The following is a 26,495-nucleotide window of genomic DNA, read 5'->3' as shown; positions in this document are numbered from 1 at the left end:
GCATTAGCTAGCAGGACCCCTACCATTCTTATTTAGCCCCATAAGAAATTACTTTTTTAGCATTTAGTTACTCCTCATTTTTTAAATAAAACTACTATTTGGGAATTTGAAATTAGTTGACGTTATCAATTAATTTGCTGTAGTTGATTTTGTCATCTATTTAACGCTTAAGGCATGCCCAATAATGAGTACACCCGTATCAGCAAACCCAGTAATGGTTGAGCCTAAAAACACACCTGTAATTTATAAAATACTGGTTATGGTAAGTATTATTACCTTAATTGGCGGTACTCTAACTGGCATTATGACTCATGTGAATGTGGGTGTTACAGAGCATTTTTATGCCGACTGGTTTACCTCATTTATAAGTGCAGTATTGGTTATGGCGCCTGTTGGTTTTGTAATGATGACCTTAATGCATAAGCTAGTTGCCCAGTTATTACCTAATAGCAGTGAGCTAAAACGTAATTTATTGATTAGTGTTTTTATGGCGCTGATCATGGAGTCGGTGATGGCGTTTGTTACCGCTACTAATAATATTGGCTATGCAGATATGCGTGTATTTGTAACTGGATGGACTGAAGGGTTATTAGCCGCATTACCAATAGGTTTAACTATAATGCTGATAATGTCGGTTACGGTAAAACCTAAAATAGAACGCTTTTTAAAGAGCTAACACTTTGAGCGCTAACGTATTAAAGCAAATAATTTAATACGTTTATAGTGGGCAGATGCATGAAGTAATTAGTTACTTAATTGAGTTTTCTACCGGGCAGCCTTGTTTACGGCATACACCTTCGTTACATAATTTGCATATTTTACGTGCTTCTACCTGCTCGGTTGTTAGGCTGCCAAGTGCTATTTCTATCAAACTTAAAAAGCTTTGTTTTTGTTCATCATTAAAGTTGTTTAGTATTTTAGAGGTGGCTGTTTCTCTGCTGCCTAGTACTAGTTCAACTCTTTGGCTGCCTTTATCCGTTACGCATAAAACAACAGAGCGGGCATCTTTTACTGACTTTCGCCTTTCTACAAGTTCTTCTTTTTCAAGTGTATTTATTAATCTAACTGCACCAGAATGCGTTAAGCCTAAAACCTTGCTTAGTACATCAATGGTTTCATTAGGATGATTGTAAATAGTGACCAGTGCCGCTTCGTGGCTTAGGCTTCGCCCGCCTAATTCGGCAATCTGTTTTTCAATGTCATTAGAAACAGAAGTAGCAAACGTGCCGATTAAATTTGATATATATTTTTCATTTTTCATAAATTTAATTATATGTGATTCGATCATATAAATATAGTGACAAATTAAGCGCTTTCATTTATTGTGTGACTCAGTCATGTATATTAACTCGAAATTAGTTAATCTACTTCGAATATTACACAAATTAGATGAGCGAGGATTTACCGCCAGCTCATCAGTTAAATAAAGCGATATAATTAAATGAAGAATGATTCAGAAACATTACGTTATGCAAAAAAGTTTAAAACTGTATTAGATAAAAAAATGGCTTATATAGATGAAGGCGAAGGTGATCCTATTGTATTTTTACATGGTAACCCTACATCTAGCTTCCTTTGGCGAAACGTTATGCCCTATTTGCAAGGAAAAGGGCGTTTAATTGCTATCGATATGATTGGATTAGGAGATTCACAAAAGTTAGATAACACCCATGAAGGCAGCTACTCACTTGCTGAAAACAGCAAATACACATTTGCACTTTTAGAAGCGTTGGGTGTAAATAATAACGTTACCTTGGTGCTGCACGATTGGGGTTCAGGCGTTGGTTTTAACTGGGCTAATACACATCGTGATGCTGTAAAAGCAATTGCGTTTATGGAAGCAATTGTTACTGACTTACCAACATGGGACGATTTTCCTAAAGATTTGCACGGCCCTATTGGCACTATGCGCTCAGCTGAGGGTGAAAAAATGGTGCTTGATGACAACTTTTTTATTGAAACAATATTACCAGCGACCATTGCACGCAAATTAACGCAAGCAGAGCATGATGAGTATCGCAGACCCTTTATAAATGCAGGAGAAGATCGCCGTGCAATTTTAGCAGGGCCTCGCCAACTGCCCATTGCTGGAGAGCCTGCCGATACCGTGGCTTTAGTTAAAAGCTATGCGAGCTATTTAGCTAACTCTCACGATATTCCAAAGCTATTTATTAATGCTGAACCGGGTGCTTTTTTAGTTGGTTACGCAAGAGATTTTGTGCGCACATGGCCAAACCTAACTGAGGTAACCGTAAGCGGTATTCACTATATTCAAGAGGATTCACCGCACGAAATAGGTAAAGCTATTTCAGATTGGTTACCAAGATAAAAACGGGATGTATTAGTAAACCTGAACTTTGGATAATTAATCTATCTCAAGCTGTTATTTTCAGCGTTAACTACTATATATAGATGACGCTTTTATACAACTAAAAGCGTCATCTATTAACTATTTAAGTAAAAATGGTGCGGTTTTACTCGCCTTTACGCTTGCCACTTTTTCGGGTGAACCTTGCGCTACAATTAAGCCGCCTTCTTCACCAGCACCAGGGCCTACATCAATTACCCAGTCACTATTACGGGCTACTTGCATATCGTGTTCAACCATAATAACGGTATTGCCAGCATCAACTAATTTATTTAACTGCGACATTAACATTGATACATCCGATGGATGCAGCCCTGTGGTTGGTTCATCAAGAACATAAAGCGTGTTGCCGCGCTGCGCACGTTGCAGCTCGGTGGCTAATTTAATACGTTGCGCTTCACCGCCAGAAAGCTCGGTAGCAGGTTGCCCTAAACGCAAATACCCAAGACCTACTTGCATAAGTGCATCGAGTGCTCGCAGTATTGCAGGCTCATTTTCAAAAAAGGTATACGCCGATTCAACCGTTAAATTGAGGATATCGCTTATGTTTTTATCACGATATGTAACCTCAAGTGTTTGCTCGTTATAACGTTTGCCATGACACACTTGGCAAGGTGAGTAAACGCTTGGTAAAAACAGCAGTTCTATACTTACAAAGCCAACGCCTTCACAGTTTTTACAACGGCCTTTAGCTACATTAAACGAAAAACGACCGGCATCGTAACGGCGCTCTTTTGCTTTTTGGGTTGAAGCAAATAGTTTACGCACATGATCAAATAAACCCGTATAGGTAGCTAAGTTTGAACGAGGGGTACGGCCAATCGCTTTTTGATTTACGGTAATCAGGCGGCTTATATTATTTATACCTTCAATGATTTTTCCGCTGGTGTGTGTTTGCAGCTCTTGTTCGAGTAAGTCGGCTTCGTCGGTTGGCGCTTGTGTTACTACTTTTTGCCCGAGCGCTTCGTAAACAAGCTCTACTAACGCTTGGCTTACTAGGCTTGATTTACCAGATCCCGAAACCCCAGTAACGGTTGTCATAACACCCAGTGGAAATTCTGCATTGAGTTTTTTAAGATTGTTACGCTCAACATCAGCCAATTTTAACCACGCTTTTGGCTGCCTTTGCTCCTTTTTTTGCGCGCTGTTTTGAGTTGACTCTTGACTGGCGTTTTTAGCAAAAAGGTGACGACCGGTGTGCGAATTTTTTATTTTTCTTAACCCTTCAACAGGGCCGCTGTAAATAATGTTGCCACCATGCACACCGGCATCAGGGCCTACATCAACAATCCAATCGGCATGTCTAACAACGCTAACATCGTGTTCAACAACAAATACAGAATTGCCAGCCGCTATTAGCTCATCAAGCGCTTTTAAAAGTGCTTGAGTGTCTGCAGGGTGTAAACCCGCTGAAGGTTCATCTAACACGTAAACTACCCCAAATAATTTAGAGCGAATTTGTGTGGCAAGTCGCAACCGTTGTAGCTCTCCGGGTGAGAGCGTTGGCGTTGTACGCTCAAGCGACAAGTATCCTAAACCAAGCATGGTTAGTGCTTCAATACGGGTGAGTATATCGCTGGCAATGCGCTGCGTAACAATGGCTTGCTCTGGATTTTTTGTATTTTTATTTACTTTGGTATTGGCGGCGTTACTTAGTTTTTTAGCAAGCTCGTTTAATGTAAGTTGAGATAGCTCGCCAATATCAAGCCCTGCAAATTTAACACTTAACGATGCTTGTTTTAATTTTTTACCTTGGCAAGTAGGGCACTGCGATATTTGCATAAACTGTGATACGCGCTTTTTAGTACGCGGGCTTTGGGTAGTAGCAAAAGACTGTAAAACAAAGCGTTTAGCGCTTGAAAAAGTTCCCATGTAGCTTGGATCTTCGTTATTTTTTATCGCATTTTGTGTTTGCTCATAGGTGTAATCTGGGTATACCGGCACACTAGGTGTTTCGTCGGTAAATAAAATCCAATCCCGTGCTTTTTTAGAAAGTTTGTTCCAAGGTGTGTCTATGTCATAACCAAGCGAGGTAAGTATACGGCTTAGGTTTTTACCTTGCCATGCTGGTGGCCACGCTTCGATGGCGCGCTGGCGAATAGTTTTTGTATCATCTGGCACAAGTAGCTTTTCGGTTACTTCAAACACTCGGCCTATTCCTGAGCATTCTGGGCACGCACCTTGTGGCGTATTCGGCGAAAACGCATCGGCGTAAAGTATGCCTTGCCCTTTGGGATATTCGCCTGCGCGTGAGTAAAGCATACGTAGCGCGTTAGAAATAGTTGTTATGCTGCCAACGGATGAGCGAACCGACGGTGCGCCGCGTTGCTGCTGCAAAGCAACGGCAGGCGGGAGCCCTTCAATAGAATCAACATCGGGCTCATCAACTTGATCTATCAACCTTCGGGCGTAAGGCGAAACCGAATCAAGATAACGGTGCTGCGACTCAGCAAACAGCGTTCCAAACGCAAGCGACGATTTTCCAGAGCCCGATATTCCTGTAAAAACAACCAATGCGTTACGAGGTAAATCAACGTCTACATTTTTTAAGTTGTGAACGCGCGCTCCTCTTACTTGAATGCTATTACTGTGGTCAGATAAATCCATTGTTGAGTTTTTATGTGTGCTTGCCATACGTTTATACTCCTGTTTAATCGCGCTTTTTACTTTAAGTTAGCTTTGAATTATTTACTATTATCACTTGTTATTACCCTAAAGTAGCGCAAGCAAACTGAATGAGCGCTTAGTCTGCAGCGGCGCAGCCAAAGCGCTGGGTAAAATTGCGATGATTGTTTGTTTGCATAATAGGTATGGAATGCGAATATAATTTAAACAGTTATTGTTATGTAATTTACTAGGTATTCTACTTGGTGATAAAAAGGAACTAACAGTGAATAAAGCCTTAGTGATCATTTTATTGGTGCTTTCGTGGGCAACCCAAGCCGACTCTATTAAAGCGCTAAATGTTGACCGTGCAGTACCAAATAGCATGCACTTATCGTTTGCAAACGATAGCAACATAACCCCTAAAAAAGGGGATTTTAAAATCGTTAATTATGTATTAATGAGCAATGAAGAGGGCGAACGCTGGGCTGTTATAACGCTAACTAACTTATCGTCGGGCAATCGAGAATTAGGCGAGGAGCACTTACTTGCACTTTTTGCTGACGGCAGCCGATTCATGCCAATGGAATTTAAACTCGGTTTCAAAGGCAACGAAACACAATCGGTAACTGTATCGTTTGCCGATTATAAATTCCCTATTTTAAGTGTGTATTCGAGTAACGATTTGTAACTAATATTAGTGCGAGCATGCTGCCTTAGAGTCTTGTTGTGTATTGTATTAAATGGCAATTTTGTAATCGCAAAAATAGTATGCTGTTGGAGTTACTCTTCAGCTTGGTAATATAGCAAAGGCTTTTTAGAGTATTGAGTATCTGCAAATTGCATGTAGCTACTAGTTGGCTTAGAGCGATGGGCAGGCATTGAGTAAATATAATAGTTCATTATGTGGTCAATATTTGTTACTCAGATATTCAGGGTAATGAGCCACACGCGCATATAATTTAATTATCTCTGTTTAAAATAGTAGAAAACTTAATAATAGCAATATCTTAGGTAATTTGTTAAAACATTACATCACGTAGAAAATGAGCGAGGAATGTAAAGAAATTCGCGCATTATAAAATTGTTATACGCCAAGGAAAGGATGAAGATATGATTAGTAAATTCTCTAAAAACATCGCCAAAAGTGTTCTGTCAGAAATCGCTATCGCAAAAAAAATGGAAATAATGGGTAACCTTTCTGTAATGCCGATCATTTAAGAATTAGTTAATAGCACTTGAACGATCTTCTAGGTATGTAAGAATCCGAATTCTTTTGTAGAATTCGGATTTTTTTATGCAACTTTCTAATGCTCTCGATATTATTAACAACATCAAACCTAATGACGTTGAAACACTCGCAGACTTACTCCCTTTATCTCTTATCGAAGAAGCCTATGCACTGACCGAAACCGTTACACTACGAAAAAGAAAACTAACCCTAGAATCGATGGCTTGGTTGTTGATCGGGATGGTTATTTATAATGACAAATCGATGGCCGATGTCGTTAATATGCTCGACATTGTTGACCGCGATGGTAAGCCATTTGTTGCGCCAAGTGCTTTAACTCAGCGTCGTAAAAACCTAGGTGAAGCCGCCATGAAAGCCTTATTTGAATGCACCCAAAGGCATTGGAATAATGACGCTAATCATCCTCATTGGAATGGGCTTACCTTGCTTGGTGTCGATGGTGTCGTTTGGCGTACGGATGACTCACCCCAAAACAATGAAGCCTTTACAAAACCGACTAATACACAATACCCACAGGTCAGAATGGTGTGTCAAATGGAGCTAAGCAGCCACCTAATCACGGGGAGTGCTTTTGATGATTACAAGGTCAATGAAATGGTGCTGGCTGAAAAGCTTATAGAAACCACACCCGATAACAGTCTCACTTTATTCGACAAAGGTTTCTATTCTTTAGGGCTTTTACATAAATGGCAAACAACTGGCAGTGAACGCCATTGGCTAATCCCCCTGAAAAAAAATGTGCAATATGAAGTTATTCAAACATTAGGGCGTAATGATAAATTAGTCCAACTTAGCAGCAACCCAAGAGCAAGAAAGATGTGGCCAACGCTGCCTAACACCTTAATCGCGAGGTTAGTGACTCGAAAAATAAAGGGGAAATCATATAGTGTGATGACATCTATGACAGATCCGATGCGATATCTATCAGCCGATATAGGTGATTTGTACAGTCACCGCTGGGAGATAGAGCTTGGTTATCGGGAACAAAAGCAATATATGCTGGGCAATCGATTAACATTAAGAAGTCGCTTACCAGCGCTTGTAAAGCAAGAGCTGTGGGGAGTGTTGCTTACTTATAATATGGTGCGATATCAGATGGTAAAAATGTGCCACACATTAAAAGGTGATTATTTACCGTACCAACTGAGTTTCAATGGTAGTTTAGCTCAAATAATGAGGTTGCTTGTTGGATTACCTTATTCAACACCTGGAGCCATACCACGTCAATTAAAATACTTTTATGCGATGGCAGAAAGCCTAATTCTAGAGCCTCGAAGGGATCGAGGTTTTCCTCGTGCAGTCAAGCCAAGACCACAGCGGTACGCTAGAAATAAAAAAGCCGCTCACCTTAAGTGAACGGCATTAGTAACCTTTCTGATTCTTTTCACCATTTGGAAAATGCACACGTATTAGGCCAAGAATCTACTTGGTGGCATGTCAAAGTACATTTACTTATGTTTTCTTGGGCAATTAGACAGGGAGATGCAAAAGAGTGTATCGGTCAAATTTTTCGCATTGTTGGTGCAGCGACTAAAACAGCTATAGGTTTAGTTCCTGCGGGGAATACTGGAGGCACAAATATTAGCCCTTTTAAAAAGTTACCTCTTAAACCAAAGCATCAGGCCGCTATTATCAAGGCCAAAGGCAGCGCATAACAAACCACTGAATCTATTCTGGCGCTCGTTGAGACATAAACATGTAGGCTACCTTCGCTCCGTATTTTAGCCTACATATTCGTGCCCGTAAGTGGGAAATTAAGTTTTTAGGAGAGCTTCGGTGATTATCAGAAAAATAAATGAGAAGGATGTTGAAGCTGTAAGTGCAATTTGTATTGCTTCGTTTGTACGCTCTATTGCAGACACGTTGTCAGAGGAAGGGAAGATTACTTTTTCGAGTATTGCTGCTAGCAATGCTTTTCTTGGCAGAATGAAGGGCGACAACTTAATGTTCGTTGCTGAGAACGACGAAAATATCGAAGGTGTCATTGAGTTAAAGGAAGGTCGACATGTTGCGATGCTTTTTATTCGTCCTGAACGCCAAAAGAGTGGTATTGGGAGAAAGCTGCTTTTATCCGCCTTAAAATACGCGAAGGTAGAAACTGTAACCGTCAGCGCGTCACTACCTTCAGTGACCGCTTACGAAAAGTATGGGTTTGAGTGCAGTGGCGAAATTGATGAATCGGCAGGTTTGGTTTATCAACCTATGGAAATTAAACTTAGTAAGTAAATGTATGCGGCGAGCAGGCGATTGCAGCGTTACCAATGTTCGCTTCTGGCACTTTGCTAAAGCCAGCTTTGAGCGATAAGCGGACGTAATAGTATTGTCCGCTTTGTAAAAGTTTATGAAATTGAGGATTACATTTTATGAACGTTCGTTACGAGCGTTCATGTTTTTTACTTTATATAAATGAACTATACCCTATGGTAAGCTTTTAAAAGCATTGTCAATGCTCTTAAGCTACATAGATTTAATAGGTACTCTTAATTGCTTTTGAGGTTTGATGGTTTGCATTAATAGGCATACCAAAGCCACACCTATCCAACCAATTATCTTAAACCTTTCACCAATAACGAAAACGGCTAAAACAGTTGCAACTAATGGTTCTATTAAGGTAATTAATGTCGCTTTACTTGCATTTATATAATTCAAGCCAAAACCAAATAGTAAGTATCCTAAAAACATTGGAATTACTGCCATATACAAAGATACCAATGCATTGGTTGCGCTTGAAAATAAGTTATCACCTGTAAACCATAATGAAGGGAGTAACAATAAAGCAGCACAACCGAACAGTCCTGACATTGACGATTTCGAATGAACTCCACTTTCAATTAAACTCCTTGCTGCCCATGAATAACCTGCATAGGCTAATCCAGCAATACACCCCAAAAGAATACCCAGGCTCTGTTGATTAATACTGTATGAAGGATCATTACTCTGATCTCTGCCTAACGTTAATAGAGTAATACCTATAGCTCCAATAACAAAACTCAATACCCATTCCAGTGATATATTTTTTTTACTAATTAGGCTTTCAAGGATTGCAGCAAAAAAAGGTGCCGTAGCAATTGAAACTACAGTGCCAATTGCAACACCTGATAAACGCATTGAAGTATAAAATGCTAATGGATAAATAGCGACAGAAGCGGCACCTAAAAGTAATACCTTAGGCTGTGAGATCATGAGCTTATAATCTATAAATAACGTTTTTCGTGCTGTAATAACAAGTAGCACTCCCCCTATTCCCATAGAGAATGCACCAATTGCAAACGAACTCACATCAGGGGAATAGCTTGCTGCGGTGCCTGTTGTTCCCCACAAAAAACTAGCAATAATGATAGCAATTACACCTTTAAAACTTCCGTGATGACTTTGCATAGTGAAACCTGTTTTTTATTATTTCAATACAGAAATTGTATGCTAATGATGAAAGGAGTTTTTAACAATTAAGACGCTATCGTTGACAATAAAGACTAAGTTTACTTTTTGAATTTATTAGGTGGTAGGCCAAAGTATTGTGAAAACTTTCGGCTAAAGGCTGACGGCTCTTTGCAGCCTACTTTTTCACCAATGATTGATAGTGGATAATCTGTGTGTGTTAGTAAAGCTTGCGCTTTTTCCATACGAAGTTTGGTTACGTATTTCATCACAGTCATATTTGTTTGTTGCTTAAATAGTTTCTTAAACTGCGTTTCGCTTAGAAAAGCAGATTCAGCCAGGCGTTTAATGTGAAGTTGCTCTGCAATATTTTGCTCTATGAAGGATATTGCTGTACCAATACGGTTATCTACTTTTGGCAATAAAGGTTGCTCTGCAAGCAGTAAATTGAACATTTCAAACATCGCCTGTTCTAATTGAGCATTAACTTTATTTTCTAATTGGTTTTCGATAAAGGTTAAGTAACTTTTAAGGGATGAGTTAATTGCAAAAACAATACAGTGTGAAGATGAAATATTTAGGGGTAGGTTTTTCATGTCCACAACTACAAATCTAGCTTCAGTATCTGCAGTGAACAAGTGCTCTTCATTGGCTTTAACTACAACACATTCACTTGGCGCAACTTTACCATTGAAATCACCAACGCATATATTTATGACACCACGTAAAGGTAAAACCAATTGATTAAAGTGATGTGAGTGACGGGTTGGTTTTGTGCTATAAGAACGAATGGATAATAGATTTTTCATAATAACAGAAATGTATGGCCTTATTTCATCCTGATTTTGGTTATACATAGTAGAGCAATGGATGACAAAGTGAAGTGTTAGTTTTATTGGCTCTTTAACTTAAACCTCAATGACTGCAATGGTGGCTTAGCAGTCCCACTCAAAGGCTTTGAAAGGTAATATCTGCTGTTGGCATTCTCCGCCACTCCACAACATAAAATGTTGATAATAATTGGCAAGGTATTTTACTGTGTCGGATGGCGCTTCGCTTATCCGACCTACATTGGCACAAAGCCGCCTATTTGGATTTTCCCACCGGTAAAATAAAACGTTTATTCAATACTAATACCTTGCTTTAAAAAGTACTCCACTGCTTTATCAGTATGGGGCTTAAATGCCTTCCAACGGCCAATTGCTTTGCTATTTAATGGTTGGCGTACTTGCACTTTACTGGCCGTAGATACCGGAGCGGTGTTTAAGTGAAAGTCTATACATTGTGCTTGCCATTCTAAATTACAAAAGCTGACTAACTCTTTTATTTGCTGCTCGGGCTGGGCGACTAATTCTTCGTATTTTACTAATTTTATATTGCTATGTAGGCCGCTTAAGTGCTGCATTAGTTTGTAAAAACGGCTATAAAATTTGGCTGTGTCGAGTAAATCGAGCGAGTATGCGTAGTAGGGGTTATTTATTGTAAATAACTGGCGATAGTTACCGATGCAGGTGTCCATTGGGTCGCGAAGCATACAAATAATTTTAGCGTTTGGCAGCGCTTTAGTAATTAAGTCGATATAAAAAAAGTTAAACGGGAGCTTATCTATAAAGTGTTTATGGCTGCCAGTGGTTACGCGAGTCGCGTTTAAATAAGTTGTCCCAAGCTGATTAAAATCAAGCTCATACGCTTGAGTGAGAGTTTGAGTATCGAGTACATGCGGTGTTTGAGTCTGGCTTAACTTTTTAACGCTTAGACCAAAGTCTTGTAATTCTCCGGCCGATTGTACGTCGCTGTGGCTCGATAAAATACGCTCTACTAAGGTGGTGCCAGAGCGGGGCATACCTAATACAAAAATAGGCTCTGCCGTTGGGTTACCTTGTGTAAGCGCGTGTTTATGCTGCTCACTTAAATGTTTAATGTGTTCAAATAATGCGGTTGAGCTTTTATGATCAAACGGCTGCATAGCACGTTTAGCCGCCTTACCTTGCTCTAGGCTTTTAAACGCATCATCAAACTTACCTATGTCTTGGTACTCTTTTGCAAGTGCGTGGCCAATATGTAGTTTTGCATCGGGATGAGTGGTTTGCTCAGCTACGGTTTTTAAGCGCTCAATATGATTGTTTTGCTTGCTTACTTTAGTTAAATCACTTAATGCAAAATGACTTTGGTGGTGCAGCGGGTTAAGCGCTATGGCATTTTCAAAAGCGTGTTGGGCTTTATCAAATAGCCCTAAAAACTTAGCGCTTACACCGTAGTTATAATAAAACGGAGGTTGAGCTTTGTTAGCCGCTGTAGCCAGTGTAATAGCGCGCTCAAAGCAGTTAAGTGCGTGTTCGTGAATGCCTGCTTGAGTAAGTGCAACGCCGAGTGTGTCGGCATCAAGTGCTTTAGTTATTTGCTTTAATGGCACCGATAGTGCGGTGTTTTTTGCTTTTTGTAATTCGCCAGTAAGTGCGTAACATTTAGCAAGTTGCGCGGTGTATTCAATACTTTGGCCAAGGGTAAGGGCTTTTTCGAAGAGCTTTATTGCTTTGTGTATTTGCCCAACAGTTAAATTAACCATAGCTAACAAAAAATACCCATCAGCAAAGTCTGGTTTGAGTGTCACTAACTCCACTAGGGCTTTGTGTGCTTGCTCTATTTTACCTTGGTTTAGGGAGTGTATTGCGCTTTGATGAAGTTGCTTTAAATTTGGCTGCATGGTTTTGGTAATTATTATTTTGTAAAAGAAAATAAAAAGGCTCAAATAAATTTGAGCCTTAAAACAGTATTTAAAAAGTGAGACTGTTTAAAAGTCGCTTAAATTATATTTCAAATTTGTAGTTAAATTTAACACCTACCGTAAGCGGGCGATTAATGTAATGGCCGTAGTTACGTTGTATGTCGGCGCCATTAGCTGATGTTATGTCTTCATCTGAACGACGAACGGATGTAACCGCGTATTTGTTGAATAGGTTATCAACATATAGCGTAGTTGACCATGCATCAGCTGTTAATTTAGCTGATATATTACTTAAGCTGTAACCTGGTAGTGTTTCGCCGTTATCACGAAGCCCTACTCTTGAAAGCACGTCGCTTTGCGCGGTTAAACCGTAGTTAATATCAAGCGTTTTGTCGTTAAACACGTCTGTTTGATAGTTTACACCCATAGAAAATTGATTTTCAGGTGAACCAGGTAAACGGTCGCCGCCTTCTGCGCCACCGGTACCATCGGCATTAAACAAAAATGGTGCGTCTGATGTTAGTTCTGCTTTTGTGTAAGCGTACGTAGCGTAAACTGAAAACGAGTCAGATAAAATTGCACGAGTCGAAATTTCTACCCCTTTTGCATTAGCGCTGCCTGCGTTTGAAAGGTACGTTAATTGACCTATATCTGTAGCGCCAGTGATTTGCGCATCATCCCAATCTACGTTAAATAACGCGGCGTTAAAGTGTAGTTGGCTTCTAAACCATGTACTTTTAAAGCCTAGCTCGTAGTTTGTTGTGGTGTCGGCTTCATATAATAATTCGTCAGGTTTACCACAACCTGTTTGTTGATCCTCAACAATTGGATCAGGACAAGACACTAAACCGTTTGAACCACCAATTCTAAAGCCTTCACTTACTGTTACGTAACCCATTACTGAGTCAGTGAACTGGTATTTAGCATTAAATTTAAATAAGTTACCGTTATCGCCTGCTTCGTCTTTTTCGTATGCAACGGTGGTTACATCAGGATCTACTCCACCATACAATGTATTTGCTAGCGGGAAGTCAAAAGCCGCTTGCGACTCTATATCGTATTTGTAAAAACGGGCACCAATGGTCACATCTAATTTGTCGGTAACTTGGTAGCCAACTTCACCAAATAGTGCAGACTCAGTGACGGTACTTTTTGTAAGCTCTAAGTATTCTAATGAGTCAGGTCTTAGCTGCTCGCCACCAAAGTTATCGATAGCGAATTGGTCAAACCCAGGCGTAAACTCTCGGCTTGACGCTTCGGTTTCTGTTTTGTTGTAAAAGCCACCCACAATCCAGTTAAAGTCGCTGTCGCCTTGCGACACTAAGCGAATTTCTTGAGTGAAGGTATCTTCTTCGTCAATTTCACGGGTAAACGTTGAAAACGAAGGAAATTCTTCATAGCCGTAATCAAGACGAATAAGTAAATCGGTTTGATCGCGTTGACCGTCGGCATCAAAGCTTGAAATACCGGTTGCCGATACTAGCTCTGCAAAACCTAGGTCGGCTTTTAGTTCGAGGCTTAGTAATTGATCTTTTTTCTCGCGAGGTTCTTCAAAGCGATAAGCCGATTCGTATTTACCTATTACATCGCTTAAACCGTTATTTGCATTAAGGCTGTTGTAATGAACAATCGAGCGGCCTTCGCTGTCTTGGTTTTGGTAAAAGTAGTTAAGCGTACCTTCAAACGATTCATTTGGTTTAAAGCGTACGGAAATACGACCTGTTGTGGTGGTTTCGCCGTTGGCGTCTTTTACATTTTTAAGGTTGTTATTAACTGCTGAGCTATCGCTCCAATCTGGATCTGGCAACGATATGCCAGGTTCACGTACTACATAGCCGTAATCGATAAAACCCGGATCTTCATATACATTTAAGCTGGCGCGTACCGCTAATTTATCTTCGATAATAGGAAGGTTAAATATAAAACCGCCTTCGCCACCTAGAGAGTCACTTTCTTTTGTTTGAAACAGGTCGCCGTAAACTTCAAGCGATGTAAAATCAAGCTCAGGTTGTTTAAGCATGTAACGAATTGCACCGCCTAATGTGCCTGCACCATATAAGGTGCCTTGTGGCCCAATTAATACTTCAACACGCTCAATATCTACTAGGCGCATATCTACCGAAACCGGAATTTCGTTAATGTAAGTAGATACCGTGCCGCCATCTGATGATGGACCAGATGAATTGGTATTTAAACCACGAACAATAATAGGCGAGCCTGAGCGACCACCTTGATCGGTAATTGTTAAACCAGGTACCCAGCGCGCTACATCGGCAAGCTCATTGATATTTTGATCTTTCATAATATCTGCATCAAGGGCTGTAATATTTAGCGGTGCATTTTGCACAGAGCCGCTGCGCCTTGTTGCTGTAACTTCGATTACTTCGAGTGATTTGTTTTTAGCTGCAACTTCTTCTTGAGCAAGTGCGGCATTAGGCAATAAAAATACGCTAGAAACAGCGCTCGAAATAGCCAAGGTTAACAAGCTTGGTTTAAACATAAAAAGTGATCCCCGGTTCAAATGTTTTACATTAGTAAATTAAGTTAGCAGTTTATCAGTGAGTGAAGTAGCTTGGAATATTTAAATTGAATTTTAATTCACTTTTATAGAATAAATATATTTTGTTTGTGGGGGGTTATTTAGTTAATAGGCAATATAAGCAATAGCTTAGTCCTATTAGGTACAGCTAGGTTAAAAATCGCACTCTTGTTTAAAGGTAAATAGTCATTCATTTTTTAAAAATGGCTTTATGATGTGCTCGTTAAACAAATTATTACATTAAAATTGATAGTTTATAATGTTATTAGTTATGCTTTTATCAGCACTATTAAAGTATATTTTTATCCCCATTAAGAGTGTTAAGTCGGAATTATAAGTAACTGTGTAAGTTATTGAGTGAGCGTGTTTGATTGCCGCTTCGTATTCTTTTTTTGTTTTGTTCGCACTTTTTTGTGCGTGTTTTTAAGGATTAACAATGAGCCAACTATTTTCGCCTTTATCACTTGGGCAAGTAACGTTAGATAACCGTATTATTATTGCACCCATGTGCCAGTATTCAGCAAACAATGGCGCTGCTAGCGATTGGCATACTATTCATTTGGGCCAATTGAGTTTAAGTGGTGCAGGATTACTTATTTTAGAAGCAACAGCAGTAAACCCAGAAGGGCGTATTAGCTATGGCGATTTAGGGCTTTGGAATAACAAAACCCAGCAAGCCCTAGACAAAAGCCTAAAAGCAGTAAGGCAATACAGCCCTATGCCTATTGGTATTCAGTTAGCGCATGCTGGGCGCAAAGCATCAACTGAAAAACCATGGGACGGTGGCGATGCCATTGCACCTGATGATGTTAATGGCTGGCAAACGCTCGCCCCTTCGGCAATTGCGTACGACGCTAACAGCCCAGTACCAAAAGCAATGAGCCAATCCGATATTGACTCACTAATTAAAGACTTTGTCAGTGCAGCTAAACGCGCTGATGAACTCGGCCTTGATTTAATCGAGCTACATGGTGCGCACGGTTACCTGTTACACCAGTTTTTGTCGCCACTTTCAAACAAGCGCGATGACAACTACGGTGGTAGCCTAGAAAACAGAATGCGCTTATTGCTTGAGGTATTTAAAGCAGTACGCGCGGTATTCCCAAGTGAAAAAGCAGTGGGTGTGCGTATCTCGGCAACCGATTGGGTTGAAGGCGGCTGGGATTTAGAGCAATCGATAGTGCTTAGTAAAGCGCTTGATGAACTCGGCTGTGATTTTATTCATGTAAGTACGGCGGGTTTAAGCCCTGAGCAACAAATACCAGTAAAACCTAATTTTCAGGTGCCATTTGCAACAGCGATAAAAAACGTTGTTAAAATGCCTGTAATAGCCGTTGGTTTAATCACTGAGGCGCAACAAGCCGAAGAGATTATTAGTGAGCAGCAAGCCGATGGCGTAGCACTTGCGCGTGGTATTTTATATAACCCGCATTGGCCGTGGCATGTTGCTGCAGAGCTTGGTGCTACAGTGACTGCACCTAAACAGTATTTACGCTCAAGCCCACATGGGCAGCCATCCCCAATTAAGTAAAGTTTAGTTTTTTGTAAAAACCCAATCAGCGTTTGCTGGTTGGGTTTTATTATTTTTGTAAAGTAGGATACACATGACCCAAACAGGCGTTTCACCACAACCACTTAGCAATACACTCGTCACTATTATTGCTTTGTGCTGCGGCCTTATTGTTGCCAATATTTACTACGCTCAACCTATCATTGAGTTACTAGCACCAGAGGTGGGGTTAAGCTCGCATAGTGCCAGCCTTATCGTATCGCTTACACAAATAGGTTATGCCTTAGGTTTGTTTTTTTTAGTGCCTTTAGCTGACTTAATAGAAAACAAACGCTTAATGCTTATAACGCTCGCTGTGTCGTTTTTAAGTTTAGTGGGTACGGCATTGGCTGATTCACCTAATGTAATGCTTATTTTATGTTTGATGATAGGTATAAGCTCGGTGTCTGTTCAGGTTCTTATTCCGCTTGCTGCGCATTTATCGTCGGATGAAAAACGCGGACAGGTGCTTGGTAATATTATGGCAGGTTTGCTGTTAGGTATTTTGCTTGCAAGGCCAATATCGAGCTTAATAGCCGATCACTTTGGTTGGCGTGCCGTATTTTACTTTGCAGCAGGGTGTATGGTGTTTATTGCAGGCGTAATTTATTTTGCTATTCCAAGCAGGCAACCTACCCATAAAACAACGTATTTTAAGTTATTAAAATCGCTTAAACAGTTAATGATTAGCCAACCAGTGCTGCGCCAACGTTCACTTTTTCAAGCATTAATGTTTGCATCATTCAGTTTATTTTGGACGAGCGTACCGGTTGTGCTTGCCCGTGAGTATGGTTTATCGCAATCAGAAATAGCATTGTTTGCATTAGTGGGTGCGGCAGGTGCTGTAGCTGCCCCCATTGTTGGTCGCTTGGCAGATAAAGGCTATACACATCAGGTATCGTTACTGGCCAAAGTAATTGCAGCAGTGTGCTTTTTACCAAGCTTATTTGAGCTACCTTACGGCATTATAGTATTGGCATTAACCGGTGTGTTTATTGATTTTGCTGTGCAGGCCAATATGGTATTGGGTCAACGTGCAGTGTATGCACTAGAGCCGCAAAGCCGTGCGCGTTTAAACGCTATTTACATGACTAGTATATTTGTAGGTGGCGCAGTAGGCTCGCTTATTGCCAGCCCATTATATGAAGCGTGCGGGTGGACAGGTATTGCTCTGGTCGCGACGGGCATGCCGCTTATTTCGTTGATTGGCTATTTGGTTACAACTAAAAAGCAAAGTAAGGCTGTGAGTTAAACAATTACCGGATACAACATAATAAAGTCACCATGTTGCGTGGTGACTTTATTTAGATTATTTAGGTTATTTGGTAGTTAACTAAGTAGTCTGTTTTTTTGCGTTTGAAAACGAGCTACCAACAGAGGCAATAATTACCAGTAATATTGCCAGCCACTGCCAAATAGACAATAGTTCGCCTAATATGAGTAATCCGGCTAATGCTGCAATTGCGGGCTCTAAACTCATCATAATACTAAAGCCTTGCGACGACATATTACGCAAAGTGATCATTTCTAGGGTATACGGCAGGGCGCTTGAGAGTACTGCAATAGCAATACCTAACGGAATAATATCCCAACTGAATGAAGAGGCTTGCAAAATTCCGCCATAGGGCACAAGTACAATGGCCGAAATAGTCATACCCATAGCCACAGTTGCACCACCAGAGCCTTGATTACCGGTTTTTTTACCAAAAAGAATATAACCTGCCCAACATGCACCAGCGGCAAGCGCCAATATAACGCCAACCGGATCTAGGCTTTCTTGGCCTTTCATATCAGGCAGTAATAATAAAATGCCCGCAATAGCACAGCCTACCCAAAATAGATCACGCTTACGGCGCGATGAAAATAATGCAACTGCTAATGGGCCGGTAAATTCAAGTGCAACGCCAATACCCAGTGGAATACGCTCTATGGCGTAATAAAACAAAATGTTCATACCGCCGAGGCTCAGGCCGTAAATTAAAATAGGAAATCGTTGGCCTGCGGCAGGTAAGTGTTTCCACGGTTTAAAAATCAGGCATAAAATAGTGGCAGAAAAACCTAAACGGAGTGCAGTAGTCCCTTCAGGGCCTACAATAGGGAAGAGTTGCTTGGCAAGCGAGGCACCAGATTGGATAGTTACCATAGCGAGCAATATACAAAAAACAGCGAGTAAGAGTTCTTTCGTAGATGAATGCATTATTTTCCTTGAGTTGAGTAACTCTATCAATTAGTTATGTAATGCAGGGAGTATAAAAGCTAAACCCCCCCGATATTAATGGCGGCATAGTATCTTTTTTTAAATTTATAGGTAAGTGTTTGCGACCAAAAATAACGCAATAAAAAGTATATTAAATAGGGAAGGTAAATAAAGTAAGAGGTAAAGTTAGCAAACAGGCGTTTGCTAACTTTAATCAGTTGGTTAAAAGGCCTTAGTGGGCACTTTTATTAACTAAGCCATCAAGCGAGTAGAGGCCTCGTTTTTCATCATTTTTGCGTTTAATTTCTTCAAGTGCACGCGATTCTACAGCGTCAAATAAAGCATTAATTAAGCGGTTAAAATGTTTGTGCATTGCACTGCGCGCTGCATTTGCATCATGCGACTTTAGGGCTGTATAAATAGCGGTGTGTTCATCCATAACGCACTCGTTATTGTTTTTACACACACTGCCATAGTCAGCAACAATTTGTGGATTTGTTAAACGTAAATCCCACAAGTTAGACACTGCAAATTCAAGTGCTTTATTACGCGTTGCTCTAGCTATAATTTCGTGGAACTCACGATCGGCTTGCTCAACATACAGGCCTTTTTCCATAGCAATTAATGTTTTATTTAGTTGCTCTAGTTCTTCTTCTGTAATGCTTTGAGCAGCTAGAGCGGCAATTTCGCCTTCAATTAATGCGCGAGCTTGAGTAAGTTCAAATGCACTGATCTCTTTTGATTTTATAGATGCATTTTTTTGTTCTACTACGTAAACACCAGAGCCAGTTTTAACTTCAACTCGGCCACGTACTTCTAATGCGATAATAGCTTCTCTAATGGTAGGGCGGCTTACATCAAACATTTCTGCAAGTTCACGTTCAGGTGGTAAACGACTCCCAGCAGAAAATTCGCCTTGATTTATTAAAGACTCAATTTTATCAACTATGCGCCAAAATAAGCGACGATTACCCATACTTTACCTTCATTACCTTAAGGAATAATGGCCTCTGGGGCCTATAAGTCAAAACCAACTGTTAATATCAGAGGTTACCTTAAAATTCACTATTATGTCAAAATTCTAACGCGATGTTAGGGTTAAAAACCACTTTACACCAACGGTTGCATTCTTGTATCACCAATTTAGTTTAAAATAATGTAATTGGCCAGCTTGATTGGTAATGTTTTTATGTGTTAGGTTAGATTTAAGGTTATTGAGTAATAAATATTGGTAATAAACCGAGTTGGGTTGTCAGTGTTAAGTTTGTTGTAGAAGTATTTGATTGCCCATGGATGGGGATCGCTATTTTAAAGTGTTTTGTAAAATGTGTCGTTGTACGAGAGCTATTTAAGCTTTCTTCTGGGCGTTAGCTGTCGTTGGTTAACGCCCATATTTTATTTAATTAGTCGTTAGGGTACACAACCCCAAGCTGTTTGCGCGCTTCATCAAGAACGCTCATTACGTTACTGGCTAAAATGTGCGTATTAACAGGTGACTCAAGGATATTTTGCTTCACTAATGACATGAAATGCTCAACTTCGTATTTCATAAAGTGCTCATCAAACGGCTGGGATATAATCTCTACATCACCATTATTAGCAATAAATTCCACTTTTTTAAGTTGCGATACGGCTTCTATACGTATGCGCCCAAGCTCGCCTTGTATTTCGGTTATGTTGTCGCCTTGCGATATTTTGGAGTAACTAATAACGGCTTGTTTATCTGCATAGTTTAGTAATACATCGCCCGCACCATCTACACCAGTATCGAGCAATACGCCACTGGCACTCACGCTTTTTGGTGCCCCCCAAAGTGCAATTAATAAATACAGCGGGTAAATCCCTAAATCAACTAAAGCACCATTTGCAAACTCGGGTAAAAATGTGTTTGGGTGTTCTCCATTTTTATACTTATCGTAACGCGATGAGTATTGACTGTACTGGCCAATATATTTACGTGGTGTGCCAATTTTTACCATTGCCTGTTGTAGCTGTTCATAGTTAGGCAAGTGAGTGGTCATCATGGCTTCCATGTAAAGGCGCTGATGCTTTTTTGCTGTAGCTATAATGCTTGCAAGCTCTTTAGAATTGGCAGCTGATGGTTTTTCGCCAAGGACATGTTTACCCGCTTCTAGACACATAACGGCATATTGTTTGTGTAAGCTATTAGGGGCGGCTATGTAGACAGCATCGACATTTTGATCTTGGCAAACTTGCTCGATTGAGGTGAAAATTTTTGCTTGTGCATTTTGTGGGTGTTTGGCTAAAAATGCTTCGCCGCTAGATACTGCGCGCGAGCACACCCCATATAAATTAAAATCGTTTAACGTATTTGCAGCGGCTAACAATGTGTCGCTAATAAAATTGGTGCCAACAATAACAAAGTTCATGCTCACTCCTTAGCTTAAATAAAAATAATAAGAGTATTTAGTTTAACATTTTTTTAGTTCTATATGCTCGAGGAGAACATCCAAACCAGCGTTTAACATTAACACTTAGTGTTGCTTGTTCCTGATATCCTAAAAGCTCAGATATGGTTGAGATTGTAAATTGGTTTTGCGCTAAATAGTGTGCAGCTAAAGCGCGGCGAGTGGCATCTTTTAGTTTTACAAAACTCGTATTATGTTTGATAAGTTCTCGATGCAGAGTACGCGGGTGCATACCCAGCGCAGCTGAAATAGTTTGGTTACTACATTGATAAATAGGAAGCATAGGCCTAATTAGCGCACTAACTTGGTTGGGCAACGGTTGTGTGTGTTCTTTGTTTTTTGCCAAGAAGTTTAGCGCTGCTTGTACTTTATTTAGTTTAGGGTGATCAAGCTCAAGAGTTAAATCACTTTTTGAGATTACAATGCCAGCGCTGTTGCGATGCTCTATAACGTTACAACCAAAGTAAGTGTTATAGGCACGAGTATTAGTACTTAACTTTTTTGGCAAAAATATATTAATTGGTTTGCAGCGGTTATTACTGAGCTTTTTAATAACAGCTAATGCTAAACCAATGGTTAGCTCAATGACTTGGTTTATGTGCGGTAATGGTTTTAAATTAATTTCGAATGATAAAAACAAGCTTTTATCATTCTCTAAAGGGTGCGAATTTAAGCTAAGTGCAGGGCTGTGTAAGTGAAGGTATTTAATAACCCAATTAAGTGCATCACCTAAATTAGTACTACTTTTGGCAGCTATTGCAATATGTCCTAAAATATCAAAGTTTTGTCTACTTGCGAGCTTAAGGCCAAAACTAGAGCAATTGAACTTACAAGCACAGTATTCTAAAAGCTCAGCGTAATCTCGATAAGGTAAATATTGGTTGTCGAGATTTTTAAAGTCAACGTTACTAATATTACAGCTTTGCATTATTTCATGCGGATCGCCGCCAAATTCGCTAATTAGCGTGTCTATACCTTGTAATGACGTGGCTCTGATTAGGCTGCTCATGGTTAACCCCAAATAAGTGATGTCTAAAAATATCAAGTTTTATTGGGTTTTTCTATGCACTATTACTGTTAAGGCCGTTTAAAACTTTTATTAAGGTACACCATGAACAATACAACATTTGATTACATTGTGATTGGCGCAGGCAGTGGCGGCTGCGTTATGGCATCGCGATTGTCTGAGGATAAAAATGTCAGTGTGTGTTTAATTGAAGCTGGCGGCAGCGATAAAAGTGCATTTGTGCAAATGCCAGCTGGCATAGCAGCGAGTGTGCCTTATGGCATAAATAGCTGGCATTACAATACGGTGCCACAAAAAGAGCTTAATAACCGCTGTGGTTTTGTGCCGCGCGGCAAAGTATTGGGTGGGTCAAGCTCTACCAATGCAATGGTTTATATTCGCGGTAACAAATACGATTACGACCAATGGGCTGCTAATGGCAATACGGGATGGGATTTTGAGAGTTTACTCCCGTACTTTATTAAAGCTGAGAACAATAAAGCGTTTATAAATAATGAGCTGCACGGAATAAAAGGCCCGCTACATATACAAGAGCTAAGTAACCCAAGCAATGTAAACCAATATTTTTTAAATGCCTGTGCTGAGCAGGGCGTTAATTTAAGCGACGATATAAATGGTAAAGAGCAAAGCGGCGCGCGTTTATCGCAGGTAACTCAGCACAATGGCGAGCGTTGTAGTGCAGCAAAAGCATATTTAACACCGCATTTAAACCGCCCGAATTTAACGGTATTAACCCATAGCCACGTTAATAAAATAAATATAGCTAATAAGATAACGCAAGGCGTGCAAATAGGGCGTAATAAGGAGGTTATTAATTTACGTGCTAAAAAAGAGGTAATACTCAGTGCTGGCTCTATTAATTCGCCGCAAATATTAATGCTTTCGGGTATTGGCCCAAAAGGGCAGTTAAGTGCACATAACATTAAGGTTCAGCACGTACTTGAAGGTGTTGGCGCTAATTTACAAGATCACTTAACGGTAGTGCCACTTTATAAATCAAAAACAAGTAAAGGCACATTTGGTATAAGCCCGCTTGGCATTGCCAGCATTTTAAAAGGATGCGTTAACTGGTTTAGTAAACGAGAAGGGCGATTAACCAGTAATTTTGCAGAGTCGCACGCGTTTATTAAATTATTTGAAGGCTCGCCAGCGCCCGATGTGCAGCTAGAATTTGTAATTGGGCTGGTGGACGATCATAGTCGTAAATTACACACTGGGCATGGTTACAGTATACACAGCAGTATTATGCGCCCCAAAAGCCGAGGTACTATTACATTAGCCGATAACAACCCGCGTAGTGCACCGCTTATAGACCCTAATTATTTAAGCCACCCAGATGATTTAACTGTAATGCTTGCAGGCCTTAAAAAAACACTCGCTATTATGCAAAGCAACGCTTTTGATAACATACGCGGTAAAATGGTTTATCCGCTTGATATAAATAATGATGCTCAGCTAATTGAGTTTATACGCCAAACTGCAGATACCGAGTATCACCCAGTAGGGACATGTAAAATGGGGCAAGACTCAATGGCAGTGGTAGATACTAATTTACGAGTACACGGGGTGAGTAACTTACGCGTAGTTGATGCGTCGATTATGCCTACTATTATTACCGGCAACACAAATGCGCCGGTAATTGCGATTGCTGAAAAAGCGGCTGATTTAATTAAACACGAAAACGTATAATTGAATTAACAATAGCAGGGCTATTAATTAGCGATAAAACTCATTTAGCCATTGTTGCCAATCGCTTTCAAGATGTAGCATTTGCTGATGCTTTTTAGCGTTTAGATGCTTGGCTTCGTCCTCGCTTGCCACATAAGGCCCAACGCGGCATAGGGGGCAATGGTTAGATGTTAAGTATGCAGGCTTTGTAAGGCGTGAGCTTAATTCGCTAGTATGTTTATCGAGACTTTTTGGGCTGAAAACGTAAGTTATGCCGCTTGTGTCTTTAACGTGTTTATCGCGGTCAACATTACGAATTTTATAACCTTCAAAATGGCTAATATCAAATGGGATTTGGCCTAAATAATCTGCGGTTAAACCGTTATTTAAACTCCCTTCTATATTCCACTCACGATAAGGTTTTACATCCTTTGAGGTGATGTAACAAAGCATTGGCCCATTTTTATCAAGCGCGTATTCGTTAGCGTATTTAATAAATTGGTGCAGTAAAGCGCGGTTTAATACGTTCATACTGGTTTGGCGCGTGTTGTTTTCAAATGCTTCACGGCCAACAAATGCAGGTATAAGCGGAAACTGAAAAATAACCACATCAAAGCTGTGCTGGTTTTCACTTAGAGCTTGCCAACATGCAGGGTTTGTTACATCAAAACTATTAAGTACCTCAACGTTATGCGCTTTTAAGTTGCTAAGTGCATTGTGCTGGTATTTTTGCTCAATAGTAGTTTGGTCATCGTAAGTGGATGCAACCAAAGCTTTTGGCGATAGATGAGTGTAAATAGCGTTCGAAAACGATAAATCGCCATCGCCTACGGTGAGTATTCGCCATTGAGGATTTAAATACATATTTTATTTAGCGTTTATGTTTGTAGCAGTATTATTTATATCGCTATTTGTTTGTGAGTCTTTTGCTAGTAAACGATGAAACGCAAGTCTGGTTTTTAATCCTTCGATTGCGATTTGTTTAATAATAAGATTAAAGGTAATTAAAATAGCAAAGGCAATATGAATAGGGCCGTGAGTGAACCCTGCATCTGTATCGTACAGTGTTAAACCGAATAGCAAAAATAAGACGACTAATAATATTTCGAGTAATTGACTTGAATAAAAGCTTAAACGACCTTCGCTTTTATGATCTTTTTTAATGCGAATAGCACAAAAAAATGGGATCACTTTGATTTTAAATGCAGCGTTTTTTTCTACGTAGTTTTCGCCAAGTTCGTCGAGTTGTTGGCGTAGTTGGTCAATCATGGTGTGTCCTCAAATAGCAGTGCGCGGATATTACCTTATTACCACGCAATATTTAAGTTTACAGCTGCTATTTAGGGTAAATACTCATACCAATAGTAAGGATATGACACACAAACACAACAGAGGTAAGTACAAAGCGCATTTTTTGATAATCTTTATGATAGGTTTGCCATTGTGGCGTGGCTTTTTCAAATATAAGTACTAACCAAAAACTAGCACCTAGCCAAGCCAGTGCCCACTCTACAGGTAAAAATGATACAAATGGAACTGGGATAACAGGTAATACCGCTTTAATTGCATTGCTATAGCTTTGCTCTCCGGCGCGCCATAAGTTACCCGCCATAAATGCTAAAATGGCGATACTGTAAAAAGTAAAAAACTCTAAGTTAAGGCTATTACTGCCAAACATGAGTGGCCAACCTACACACCCTAAAAACGGGATTAAGCCTAGATAACCTAGCTGTATATGGTTAACAAATTTTTCCATTACGGTGCGCCTTATATTTAATGACTTATTTGAAGCGGGGCTATTGTAGCAGTATTGCGATTAGCGGTCTTAATAATTCGCCAGCGTTTACAATTCAACTGATGTTTACGATAACAATGATTATATAGTTCAACCCAAAAAACCGATTGTTTTAATCTAAACAATCAATTTTATTTAATTTCCTATTGGCCTTATTGTACTACTCAAGCCAACGCAGAAGGTCGTTCAAAACGAAAGCGTTGATTACTTTTAAAATACATAAACACAGATGAGGAAATACCATGAGCACTTCATTAATTAATACAAAATTACAACCATTCAATGCAACCGCTTACCACAACGGTGACTTTGTAGAATTGTCTGAAAAAGATGTTCTAGGTAAATGGTCAATCTTCTTCTTTTACCCAGCAGACTTTACATTTGTATGTCCTACTGAACTTGGTGATGTTGCAGATTATTACGCACAACTTCAAGAAATGGGCGTAGAAGTTTACTCAGTATCTACTGACACTCACTTCACTCACAAAGCATGGCACGATACGTCAGACACAATTGGTAAAATTACTTACCCAATGATTGGCGACCCAACAGGACGTATTACTCGTAGCTTTGGCGTAATGATTGAAGAAGAAGGCTTAGCACTTCGCGGTACATTTGTAATGAACCCAGAAGGCGAAATTAAAGTAATCGAAACTCACGATTTAGGTATTGGCCGTAGCGCTAAAGAACTTGTTCGTAAAGTACAAGCTGCACAATACATTGCAACTCACGACGGTGAAGTTTGTCCTGCATCTTGGCAGCCAGGTGAAGACACACTTGCACCTTCACTAGACCTAGTTGGTAAAATCTAAGTATAGATTTATTCCTACTATAAGGGCAGGTAACTGCCCTTAAATCAACGAACATCCGTTTGTTGGTGCCTCCTATATCAATATACTTGTTTAAGCACATGCATTATTTGGCATGGGAGGCTTGCTGTTTAAATTTTCCTAAAAGGGTTAAG

General features: G+C 40.0%; 23 protein-coding genes. 10 read left to right on the top strand and 13 right to left on the bottom strand.

The window, feature by feature from the left end; all coding sequences use genetic code 11:
• Positions 1–184: 184 nt before the first annotated feature.
• Entirely contained in the window at positions 185–676 is a 492-nt protein-coding gene (locus RB214_RS17425) for a DUF2798 domain-containing protein (protein WP_309169288.1), read from the top strand.
• Positions 677–748: 72 nt separating this feature from the next.
• Here the strand turns inward: RB214_RS17425 and RB214_RS17420 are convergent, their stop codons facing one another.
• Positions 749–1,261 carry a MarR family winged helix-turn-helix transcriptional regulator gene (locus tag RB214_RS17420; RefSeq protein ID WP_024605653.1) on the bottom strand — a complete coding sequence of 171 codons (513 nt, stop codon included), beginning with the start codon at positions 1,259–1,261 and terminating at the stop codon, positions 749–751.
• 180 nt (positions 1,262–1,441) lie between these two features.
• On the opposite strand from RB214_RS17420, the gene RB214_RS17415 reads away from it, so the two are divergent.
• Positions 1,442–2,329 carry a haloalkane dehalogenase gene (locus tag RB214_RS17415; protein WP_309169287.1) on the top strand — a complete coding sequence of 296 codons (888 nt, stop codon included), beginning with the start codon at positions 1,442–1,444 and terminating at the stop codon, positions 2,327–2,329.
• A 120-nt stretch (positions 2,330–2,449) separates the two neighbouring features.
• On the opposite strand, the gene uvrA is transcribed toward RB214_RS17415, so the two are convergent.
• Positions 2,450–5,002, bottom strand: a complete 2,553-nt coding sequence (gene uvrA / locus RB214_RS17410) for an excinuclease ABC subunit UvrA (protein WP_309169286.1) — start codon at positions 5,000–5,002, stop codon at positions 2,450–2,452.
• Positions 5,003–5,258: 256 nt separating this feature from the next.
• Between uvrA and RB214_RS17405 the strand changes: the two genes are divergently transcribed.
• The 4 genes from RB214_RS17405 to RB214_RS17390 all read left to right on the top strand — a co-directional run bounded on the left by RB214_RS17405 (position 5,259) and on the right by RB214_RS17390 (position 8,450).
• On the top strand, positions 5,259–5,663 hold the full coding sequence (locus tag RB214_RS17405) for a hypothetical protein (RefSeq protein WP_007375644.1): 405 nt from the start codon (positions 5,259–5,261) through the stop codon (positions 5,661–5,663).
• A 606-nt stretch (positions 5,664–6,269) separates the two neighbouring features.
• On the top strand, positions 6,270–7,580 hold the full coding sequence (locus RB214_RS17400) for an IS4 family transposase (RefSeq protein WP_309167426.1): 1,311 nt from the start codon (positions 6,270–6,272) through the stop codon (positions 7,578–7,580).
• Positions 7,577–7,879: a DUF3703 domain-containing protein gene (locus RB214_RS17395; protein ID WP_309169285.1), complete on the top strand. Its 303-nt coding sequence runs from the start codon at positions 7,577–7,579 to the stop codon at positions 7,877–7,879. Before RB214_RS17400 ends, RB214_RS17395 begins: the two co-directional genes overlap by 4 nt.
• Before the next feature lie 121 nt (positions 7,880–8,000).
• On the top strand, positions 8,001–8,450 hold the full coding sequence (locus RB214_RS17390) for a GNAT family N-acetyltransferase (RefSeq protein ID WP_309169284.1): 450 nt from the start codon (positions 8,001–8,003) through the stop codon (positions 8,448–8,450).
• Between the two features lie 231 nt (positions 8,451–8,681).
• Here RB214_RS17390 and RB214_RS17385 read toward each other — a convergent pair whose 3' ends face one another.
• The 4 genes from RB214_RS17385 to RB214_RS17370 all read right to left on the bottom strand — a co-directional run bounded on the left by RB214_RS17385 (position 8,682) and on the right by RB214_RS17370 (position 14,827).
• Entirely contained in the window at positions 8,682–9,602 is a 921-nt protein-coding gene (locus RB214_RS17385; RefSeq protein WP_309169283.1) for an EamA family transporter, read from the bottom strand.
• A 101-nt stretch (positions 9,603–9,703) separates the two neighbouring features.
• Positions 9,704–10,411: an AraC family transcriptional regulator gene (locus RB214_RS17380; protein ID WP_165742581.1), complete on the bottom strand. Its 708-nt coding sequence runs from the start codon at positions 10,409–10,411 to the stop codon at positions 9,704–9,706.
• 311 nt (positions 10,412–10,722) lie between these two features.
• The gene (locus RB214_RS17375) at positions 10,723–12,306 is read right to left on the bottom strand and encodes a sulfotransferase (protein ID WP_309169282.1); all 1,584 of its coding nucleotides are present in this window, start codon (positions 12,304–12,306) and stop codon (positions 10,723–10,725) included.
• A gap of 103 nt (positions 12,307–12,409) precedes the next feature.
• Entirely contained in the window at positions 12,410–14,827 is a 2,418-nt protein-coding gene (locus tag RB214_RS17370) for a TonB-dependent receptor domain-containing protein (protein WP_309169281.1), read from the bottom strand.
• A gap of 475 nt (positions 14,828–15,302) precedes the next feature.
• Between RB214_RS17370 and RB214_RS17365 the strand changes: the two genes are divergently transcribed.
• Together RB214_RS17365 and RB214_RS17360 are read left to right on the top strand one after the other, a co-directional pair.
• Positions 15,303–16,397 (top strand): NADH:flavin oxidoreductase/NADH oxidase, encoded by a 1,095-nt coding sequence (locus RB214_RS17365; RefSeq protein ID WP_309169280.1) that lies wholly within the window; start codon positions 15,303–15,305, stop codon positions 16,395–16,397.
• A gap of 73 nt (positions 16,398–16,470) precedes the next feature.
• Positions 16,471–17,667, top strand: coding sequence for an MFS transporter (locus RB214_RS17360; protein WP_024605662.1), 1,197 nt, complete (start codon positions 16,471–16,473; stop codon positions 17,665–17,667).
• An 81-nt stretch (positions 17,668–17,748) separates the two neighbouring features.
• Here RB214_RS17360 and RB214_RS17355 read toward each other — a convergent pair whose 3' ends face one another.
• The 4 genes from RB214_RS17355 to RB214_RS17340 all read right to left on the bottom strand — a co-directional run bounded on the left by RB214_RS17355 (position 17,749) and on the right by RB214_RS17340 (position 22,050).
• Positions 17,749–18,612, bottom strand: a complete 864-nt coding sequence (locus RB214_RS17355; RefSeq protein ID WP_165723380.1) for a DMT family transporter — start codon at positions 18,610–18,612, stop codon at positions 17,749–17,751.
• A 232-nt stretch (positions 18,613–18,844) separates the two neighbouring features.
• Positions 18,845–19,588 (bottom strand): FadR/GntR family transcriptional regulator, encoded by a 744-nt coding sequence (locus RB214_RS17350; protein ID WP_002960591.1) that lies wholly within the window; start codon positions 19,586–19,588, stop codon positions 18,845–18,847.
• A gap of 427 nt (positions 19,589–20,015) precedes the next feature.
• Positions 20,016–21,002, bottom strand: a complete 987-nt coding sequence (locus RB214_RS17345; RefSeq protein WP_309169279.1) for a Gfo/Idh/MocA family oxidoreductase — start codon at positions 21,000–21,002, stop codon at positions 20,016–20,018.
• Positions 21,003–21,039: 37 nt separating this feature from the next.
• Positions 21,040–22,050, bottom strand: a complete 1,011-nt coding sequence (locus tag RB214_RS17340) for an AraC family transcriptional regulator (protein WP_182671069.1) — start codon at positions 22,048–22,050, stop codon at positions 21,040–21,042.
• A 102-nt stretch (positions 22,051–22,152) separates the two neighbouring features.
• Between RB214_RS17340 and RB214_RS17335 the strand changes: the two genes are divergently transcribed.
• A complete protein-coding gene (locus RB214_RS17335) occupies positions 22,153–23,757 on the top strand; it encodes a GMC family oxidoreductase N-terminal domain-containing protein (RefSeq protein WP_309169278.1) in 1,605 nt (534 codons plus the stop codon).
• 27 nt (positions 23,758–23,784) lie between these two features.
• On the opposite strand, the gene RB214_RS17330 is transcribed toward RB214_RS17335, so the two are convergent.
• The 3 genes from RB214_RS17330 to RB214_RS17320 form a co-directional block, all read right to left on the bottom strand.
• Entirely contained in the window at positions 23,785–24,600 is an 816-nt protein-coding gene (locus RB214_RS17330) for a class I SAM-dependent methyltransferase (protein WP_182695219.1), read from the bottom strand.
• Positions 24,601–24,603: 3 nt separating this feature from the next.
• Positions 24,604–25,005 (bottom strand): hypothetical protein, encoded by a 402-nt coding sequence (locus tag RB214_RS17325; protein ID WP_309169277.1) that lies wholly within the window; start codon positions 25,003–25,005, stop codon positions 24,604–24,606.
• Between the two features lie 67 nt (positions 25,006–25,072).
• Positions 25,073–25,492: a DUF3429 domain-containing protein gene (locus RB214_RS17320; RefSeq protein ID WP_149593146.1), complete on the bottom strand. Its 420-nt coding sequence runs from the start codon at positions 25,490–25,492 to the stop codon at positions 25,073–25,075.
• 281 nt (positions 25,493–25,773) lie between these two features.
• On the opposite strand from RB214_RS17320, the gene ahpC reads away from it, so the two are divergent.
• Entirely contained in the window at positions 25,774–26,343 is a 570-nt protein-coding gene (gene ahpC / locus RB214_RS17315; protein WP_033030722.1) for an alkyl hydroperoxide reductase subunit C, read from the top strand.
• Positions 26,344–26,495 lie beyond the last annotated feature (152 nt).

The sequence above is a fragment of the Pseudoalteromonas sp. HL-AS1 genome, assembly GCF_031198785.1.
Taxonomy (GTDB): Bacteria; Pseudomonadota; Gammaproteobacteria; order Enterobacterales; family Alteromonadaceae; genus Pseudoalteromonas; species Pseudoalteromonas distincta.
Note: the sequence above shows the minus strand (reverse complement) of the source record. Positions and strands in the feature narration are given on the sequence as shown.